Genomic DNA, 6449 nt, shown 5'->3' on the forward strand with positions numbered 1-6449 from the left:
ACCTTCCACCGCTTCTACGTCCTGGGACACACCCTCGCGGGCGCCGATCCGTGCAGCCCCCTCGCTCAGCTCCTCGCCGAGGATCTCGACGTCCGTCTCGCCCATGAGACACGAAGCCTCATCGAGGACACCCAAGATCCCGAGAACACAGCGGAGACCGACCGGCACGACGACGACCCCCGCCCACACCGGCAGGCGCCGAGCCTCGCCGGCCGCATGCCCCAGCAGCGGCCCTACGGCCCGCTTCCCATCGAAAAAGATCAACCCCGGTCGACCGAGATCAACCGGGGTTCAAACATGGCAACTCTGGTGGAGACGCGGGGACTTGAACCCCGAACCCCTGCCTTGCAAAGGCAGTGCTCTGCCAATTGAGCTACGCCCCCGGTAGGCGACACACGACGCCCGTCGGGAAATCCCCCTCAAGGGTACGGCACGCCGCGGCCAGCCGGGCAACCGGTGGCAGCCGGCGAGGGCGCGGGTTGTGCTCCACGGGAACACCACCCGCGCTTCGTCCCGCAGCCATCTACTGGGGTCAGGGGACACAGGGCGCAAGGCCCAGGGAACGCAGGAGAGATCCGGCAAAATTTCGATCTTCCGGGCAGGAAGGAGCCGGTTCGGGTCCCGGCGAAGCCGGGCTGGACGAGTCACTCCCCTGTATCAGCACGGCCACACCAGCTGTCGTGCCTGGCTCTGGGGACGCCGAGGGCGGCACCGCCGGAGTGGACGCCACGGTCGACACAGTGCTGCCTGAGCCCATCGGCTCGTCGCTGCGCGGACCGAGGCCAGCCGGCGGTGCCGGCGCTTCAACCGGTACAGACACGGACGTCGCGCCGGCCGCCACCATCCTTGGGCCGTCATCCGAGTGGGCTGGCGGCCGCGTGGCCATGGCCGATGCCGTCGCCACCGCGTCCCGTGCATCCTGTCCGGGAAGACCCACGACATCGGGTACGGGTGTTGCCACTCCGGCCGTCCCGTCACCTGATGCGCCAGGACGGGCCACGGTCGCCGTGTGCTGCCCGCCGCCCGACAGGACAGCCGAGACAACGAGCAGAACAATAGCCGCGAATCCTCCTAAACCAGCACCAATGGCAACCTCACGAGGCCGCGGGGTGCCGTCATCCGATCCGCTGGAGCGGACCAGGCGCCGTGATTCGCCAACGCGCACGCTGCTGTTGCTTGTCATCCGTCCCCTTCACGCCCGGAGCCACCTTCCAGGCGCCCGGTTCGATCCCGGGCGTCCCCATCCGACAAGCAGATCTCACAACGCTTTGCCTACAAAGTAGACACAAACAGTGAGGAGACCCAAAGGATGCCAAAGGGAACTCAACCACAACACCACTACCAGCGGGTTAATCTCTCGAAACCGAGAACGGGAGCAGCAGGGCGGAAGCCTCAAGAATCAGAGGGCGCGGGGCCGGACCGGGCTCCGCGCAGGCCATGCAGGCCGTCACGACGGGTGGGCACGTCGTCGGCCGTAGATCATAAATGTGATGAAAATCACGAAAATGCCAGTAAAATGTTACATACGGCCAAAATAGACCAATGGAGCGAAAACAGAGCGGCGCTGTGTGCCGTATCGGCGCGAAGGCGTCCACGGGCAGCCCGACACGCTCGCACCGCGATAGGTGGAGGCGTGGCGGGCTGACGTCCGAGCCTCGCCCGAACCCCTGGGGCTCAGTTCAGGTTGATGGCGGTGGTCGCCTCATGCCAGAGGTCAACCTCGTCCTTGCCCCTGCGACGGCGCACGACGGTCGCCACCGCTCCAGCTCCGGCAACGACAACGAGAAGCACAAGCTTGCGAATCATGTAGGCCAACCTACCCGCGCCCGGCGATCCTTGCCCGCCGTGTCCCAGACGACCTGTTGTGGGAGGCCACGGGCGCTCGCGAGGGCCGGATTCACAACAATCTCCGGGAGATCATCAACGCTGGTACGTAGCCCGCAGGACACCGCGAGCAAGAGTGTGGAACGCCAGGTTGAACCCGACAACCGCGGACGAGACAGAGTCGGGGAGCCCGAGCGACGGGACGTCGACCGCATGGGCCGCAAAAATGTAACGATGCGGACGATCACCCTCCGGAGGCGCGGCGCCACCGAAATCGGCCGTACCGTAGTCGTTCCGTACGTGGAACGACCCCGAGGGCAGCTCCCGAAGATCACCACTTGCCACGCCGTGAGGCAGTTCGGTGACCGAGAGCGGGATGTCGACCAGCGTCCAGTGCCAGAAACCGCTGCCCGTCGGTGCGTCCGGGTCGAAACAGGTGACAACGAAGCTCCGCGTCCCCGCGGGGAAGCCCGTCCACGCAAGGTGCGGCGAGAGGTTCTCCCCACCTGCGCTGGTGTGGACCGCCGATGGAGCAAGTGTGCCTCCATCGGAGAAGTCGTCACTACTGAGCGTGAAAGACGGTACGCGGGGGAGAACATCGAACGGGTCCGGGGGCGTGCCGCGGTCAAGTGAGGACATCAGCCAACCTCGTTTTCTGTCAGATGACTTCCGTTATGACATGACTCTTGCATGCCCGGTACAGCGTTTCACACAGCCCTGTCTCCCACACCGCCCGGACATGGGGCGCCCACTGGAGCCGGCACGCCCCATACGCTGGACGGAACCCAGGCGCACAAGCACCGCACTCGCCTGTCAGGTAAGTTGGGTAATATTAATTCAGCAGCCCGGCAACAGGGGACGCGGTATCGCGGGGTTATCACGAGGTTGGGGCACGCACCTCGCGTCCGGTGGCTCCTTCCGCCGTCTCGCGACACACGCGCCCCAGCCCCACTTTTTGATCCACATCATTATCGCCGGGCGCTCTCAAGCCATCCAGGACCTATTGACGACACGGCACCTCCGGACGTTTTCAGTCGATCATAAATAGCTGCCTGAACAGGATCTTGCAAACACTGTGACGAACCGCCCGGTCACCCGAAGAAAAACCTTGCGATCGTTGCGGGTTTTTGGCTGCCAAACGGGACACACGGGCCTCCGACCAACTAATCTGAGAAGTGCCCGGTGGGGCGACTACCAACTCCCCCCGTGTTGGCGGTCTCCCACCGGGCGCTTCATCTTCCGCCCCGGGACGAGCGGGCCAAACGCTGTCAGTCCTGATCAGGTATCGGGCGCGACTGCGACGAATGCCGCGGACCGCCTGAGTCCTTGGCCGGCCGCGTTGCCCGGCGATGCGCCCGCAACAGCTCGAAGGCGATCGGGATGACCGATAGCAGCACGATCCCGATGAAAATCGTCTCGACGTGGTTGGCCACAAAGTCGACCTTGCCCAGGAAATATCCGATCACCGTTACAACGCTGCCCCACAGCAGCCCGCCAGCAACGTTGAAGATGCTGAAGAGCCGGTAGTTCATGCCACTGACACCCGCGATGATCGGGGTGAACGTCCGCACGATGGGAACGAAACGGGCAAGAATCACTGAAACAGGGCCATATCTCTCGAAAAATTCACGGGCCTTGCCCACGTTCTCCTGTTTGAACAGCCTCGAGTCGGGCCGCCGGAACAAGGTGGGACCGACCTTACGCCCGAACAGGAAACCTGTCTGGTCACCGAGGATCGCGGCAATCGAGATCAGAAAACAGGCAAGCCACAGCGGAGTGGACAACGTGTGGTTGGACACAAGCAGACCGACCGTGAACAACAACGAGTCACCGGGCAGGAAAAAACCGACAAGCAAGCCGGACTCGGCAAAAACGATCAAAAGCACAACGATCAGACCCGCTTTGGCCAGATGCTGCGCATCCAGGATGCTCGGGCCGAGCGCGAGGGTGGTCGAGGCGACCGTTGATGCTGAAACAGACACTATGACGGGCCTCCGGAGCGACTCGGGACACAAAGGCAGGCTTGCGGCCGATTCGGTTCCCGCCTCGACCGGGCGCTCTTCGCGGACGACAAGGAGCGTATCCACCGGCGCCGGCACGGCTGCCCGCGGCCCGCTGCGGGGTCTCCCCGTCCGCCTGACAGGATGCGCAGGTGTCCGCTCTACTCGTCCTGGTTGTCGGTTTGGTGGCGGGTATCGTGGCAGGGGTCACGGCGCGGCGGCACGGCCGCGTCGACGACGGCGCCCATCAGATGGTCAATTTCTGGGTACTCGACGTAGCCTTGCCCGCCCTGGCACTCCACGTATTACACAGTGTAATATTTCCTGCCAATCTGTTACTCATCGTCGCTGGCCCGTATCTGCTGTTCGCCTTCGGCGCAACACTTTTCCTCTCGCTCGGACGCGTCCTGCACCTGCGCCGGGACGTCGTGGGCGCGCTGATCGTGACCGCCGCCGTGGCGAACACGTCTTTTGTCGGGATACCGATGGTCACGGCCTTCTTTGGAGCGGAATCGGTTCCGGTCGCGCTTCTCGTCGATCAGCTCGGCTCGTTCATCATCGTCGGGACGGCGGTCATCGCGGTGGCGGCCACAGCGTCGGGAGCCGGTGTCACCCGGGCGGAGATCGCCCGCCGACTACTCACGGCACCCGCGCTGATCGCATTACTGACAGGGCTGGTACTGCGTCCGGTCGCCTTCCCCGGCTGGCTGACGGCGACGTTGACCACCCTCGGCTCAACCCTCACGCCTCTGGCGCTGTTCTCGATCGGTCTGCAACTGCGTATCGGCGCGGTGCGTGCCTGGCGTCGGGAGCTCGCGATCGGTCTGCTGGTCAAGCTCGTTATCGGCCCCGCCCTGGTGTTCGGGGTCTATGCCCTGGCCGGCTCCCTTGGCGACCATGGGGTCCAAGTCGCGCTGTTCGAAACCGCGATGCCACCGATGGTTGCTGGAGCAATGATCGCCATGCGGTACGGCCTGGCTACTCCGCTGCCCAGCCTGATGGTCGGCGTCGGGGTTCCGGTATCGCTCCTCACACTGCCCATCTGGTCATGGATCTTACAGGGCTGATTCGCTGTTGGCTGCGGATGCGGGCTCGGCTGCCTTCGGGCTGGCGCCCGCAGTAGGTTACTTTCTCTACCGGCGCACTGGCACCGTCCGATCTGGAACCCTGACTACCAGCATAAGAGCGCCCGGCAATAGGGGTGTGGGTCAAAGAGTGGGGCTGGCGTGCGTGCATCGCGAGGCGGCGGAGGCAGGCACCGGAGGTGTTGGGTGGCGACCGACGAGCCGGGGTACCCGTGCATCGCGCGGCGATGGACGGGGAGTGATGGACGGGGAGCGATGACGCGAGGTGGCTGCCCCAGCCCCGCGATGCCGCGTCCCCTATTGCCGGGCTCTAACATGCCGCGCTCCCGCCAGGAACCGGCCCTGCACCGGCTCCTGGCGGCATTCCGGGACACATCCGGATACGGCGTGCTGTGCGACACATCGTTGAACTTTCCCGGCTATGGATTCATCAACCGGATGTCCGAGCTCATCGGCTACTGCGAGACACAGCGCATCTCAGAGCGCGTTTGAGATCGTCATTCCGGCTCGCCGTGTCCAGGCGCCCCCTGGCCGCGTTATCGGCCACACCGAGACAACTCATCCGGTATCGCTTCGGCCTTCCGTCTTGCCAGGGGGTGCCTGGACACGGCTCACTGATCGAAAGCCCGATCTCACACACGCTCTCAGACGTGATTGTCAGTGACAGCTGGTACCAGCCGCTCTGGTAGGCAGCGGTAACCGTCACCGCAAGGACACCGAGGATGTATCGAGAGGTCTGTGCCTGATCGTCTCGCACCGCGCTCCGGGTCCCGGGTTCCTTCCGCCAGCCCTCACGTTGTTGCCGGGTGGACGCGGGCGAGCCGGCGGGCAGCGGTGACAGCCTGGTCGCCAAAACGCTCGTAGTAGCGGGAAAGCAGGGTGAGGTCCACAGCGCTCTGCACCCCATGCGGCCACGCCGGATCGGTCAGGGTTGCCAGCAGCCGCCGGTGGATCTGGTCGATCTGGTCGTCGGCGGCCTCCACCTGCCGCGCCGCTTCACGATCATCATTGCGGATCGCGGCGGCGAGCTGCTCAGCCAGGTCGCCACACAGCCGACCGAGACGGGTGATGACGGGACGCAACGGAGCCGGAACCACCGATGCCGGTCGTCGCAGGTCGGCGGTGGTGGCAATATGATCGGCAAGCTCCCCCATCCGTTCCACCGCGGTCGCGATACGCAGACAGGCGACAACAAGCTGAAGGTCCCCGGCCACTGGGTTCTGGCAGGCCAGCAGCACGACCAGCTCGTCGTCCAGTTCCTGGCTGTCGGCATGCAGCCGCGCCAAGGCGGCGTGTACAGCGATGGTGTCAGCCTGGCCCGCATCGGGACCGGCCACCGCGGCGGTGGCGGCTATGACGATCTGGCTCGCCTCGCCGGCAAGCCCGCCCAGAGTGGCTCGGACCCGATCCAACTCGGCGGTGTATTCAAACCGATGCGGTCCCGGAACATCCATCCTCCGATAATGCTCCCATCTCGGCGTCCCGGCTCGTCGAGAACGGGCACAAAATGGACGTGACACGCCCTTTTCCGGCTTTCAGC

The 6449-nt window shown here is 64.8% G+C and carries 7 protein-coding genes and 1 tRNA gene; 2 read left to right on the plus strand and 6 right to left on the minus strand.

The window, feature by feature from the left end:
• From MJ785_RS17790 to MJ785_RS17810, 5 genes are all read right to left on the minus strand, one after another.
• The coding region (locus MJ785_RS17790) for a hypothetical protein (RefSeq protein ID WP_239381867.1) at positions 1–264 on the minus strand (264 nt) is incomplete at its 3' end.
• 43 nt (positions 265–307) lie between these two features.
• A tRNA-Ala gene (locus tag MJ785_RS17795) sits at positions 308–383 on the minus strand.
• 1291 nt (positions 384–1674) lie between these two features.
• Complete coding sequence (locus MJ785_RS17800) at positions 1675–1806, minus strand: DLW-39 family protein (protein WP_239311451.1); 132 nt, start codon at positions 1804–1806, stop codon at positions 1675–1677.
• 114 nt (positions 1807–1920) lie between these two features.
• Positions 1921–2463 (minus strand): YbhB/YbcL family Raf kinase inhibitor-like protein, encoded by a 543-nt coding sequence (locus MJ785_RS17805; protein ID WP_239311452.1) that lies wholly within the window; start codon positions 2461–2463, stop codon positions 1921–1923.
• A gap of 629 nt (positions 2464–3092) precedes the next feature.
• A complete protein-coding gene (locus MJ785_RS17810; RefSeq protein WP_239344815.1) occupies positions 3093–3806 on the minus strand; it encodes a DedA family protein in 714 nt (237 codons plus the stop codon).
• 170 nt (positions 3807–3976) lie between these two features.
• Between MJ785_RS17810 and MJ785_RS17815 the strand changes: the two genes are divergently transcribed.
• Entirely contained in the window at positions 3977–4891 is a 915-nt protein-coding gene (locus MJ785_RS17815) for an AEC family transporter (RefSeq protein ID WP_239311455.1), read from the plus strand.
• A gap of 333 nt (positions 4892–5224) precedes the next feature.
• On the plus strand, positions 5225–5401 hold the full coding sequence (locus tag MJ785_RS22365) for a carbamoyltransferase C-terminal domain-containing protein (RefSeq protein WP_239311469.1): 177 nt from the start codon (positions 5225–5227) through the stop codon (positions 5399–5401).
• A 299-nt stretch (positions 5402–5700) separates the two neighbouring features.
• On the opposite strand, the gene MJ785_RS17820 is transcribed toward MJ785_RS22365, so the two are convergent.
• Entirely contained in the window at positions 5701–6363 is a 663-nt protein-coding gene (locus MJ785_RS17820) for a PhoU domain-containing protein (RefSeq protein WP_239311457.1), read from the minus strand.
• Positions 6364–6449: the final 86 nt, after the last annotated feature.

Origin of the sequence: Protofrankia sp. CiT1, from assembly GCF_917627335.1 — a bacterium.
Taxonomy (GTDB): domain Bacteria; phylum Actinomycetota; class Actinomycetes; order Frankiales; family Frankiaceae; genus Protofrankia.

What these genes read in the sequence shown, in the direction of transcription:
- MJ785_RS17800 (WP_239311451.1), bottom strand. Translation starts at nt 1,806, where the DNA reads ATGATTCGCAAGCTTGTGCTTCTCGTTGTCGTTGCCGGAGCTGGAGCG.
- MJ785_RS17805 (WP_239311452.1), bottom strand. Translation starts at nt 2,463, where the DNA reads ATGTCCTCACTTGACCGCGGCACGCCCCCGGACCCGTTCGATGTTCTC.
- MJ785_RS22365 (WP_239311469.1), top strand. Translation starts at nt 5,225, where the DNA reads ATGCCGCGCTCCCGCCAGGAACCGGCCCTGCACCGGCTCCTGGCGGCA.
- MJ785_RS17820 (WP_239311457.1), bottom strand. Translation starts at nt 6,363, where the DNA reads ATGGATGTTCCGGGACCGCATCGGTTTGAATACACCGCCGAGTTGGAT.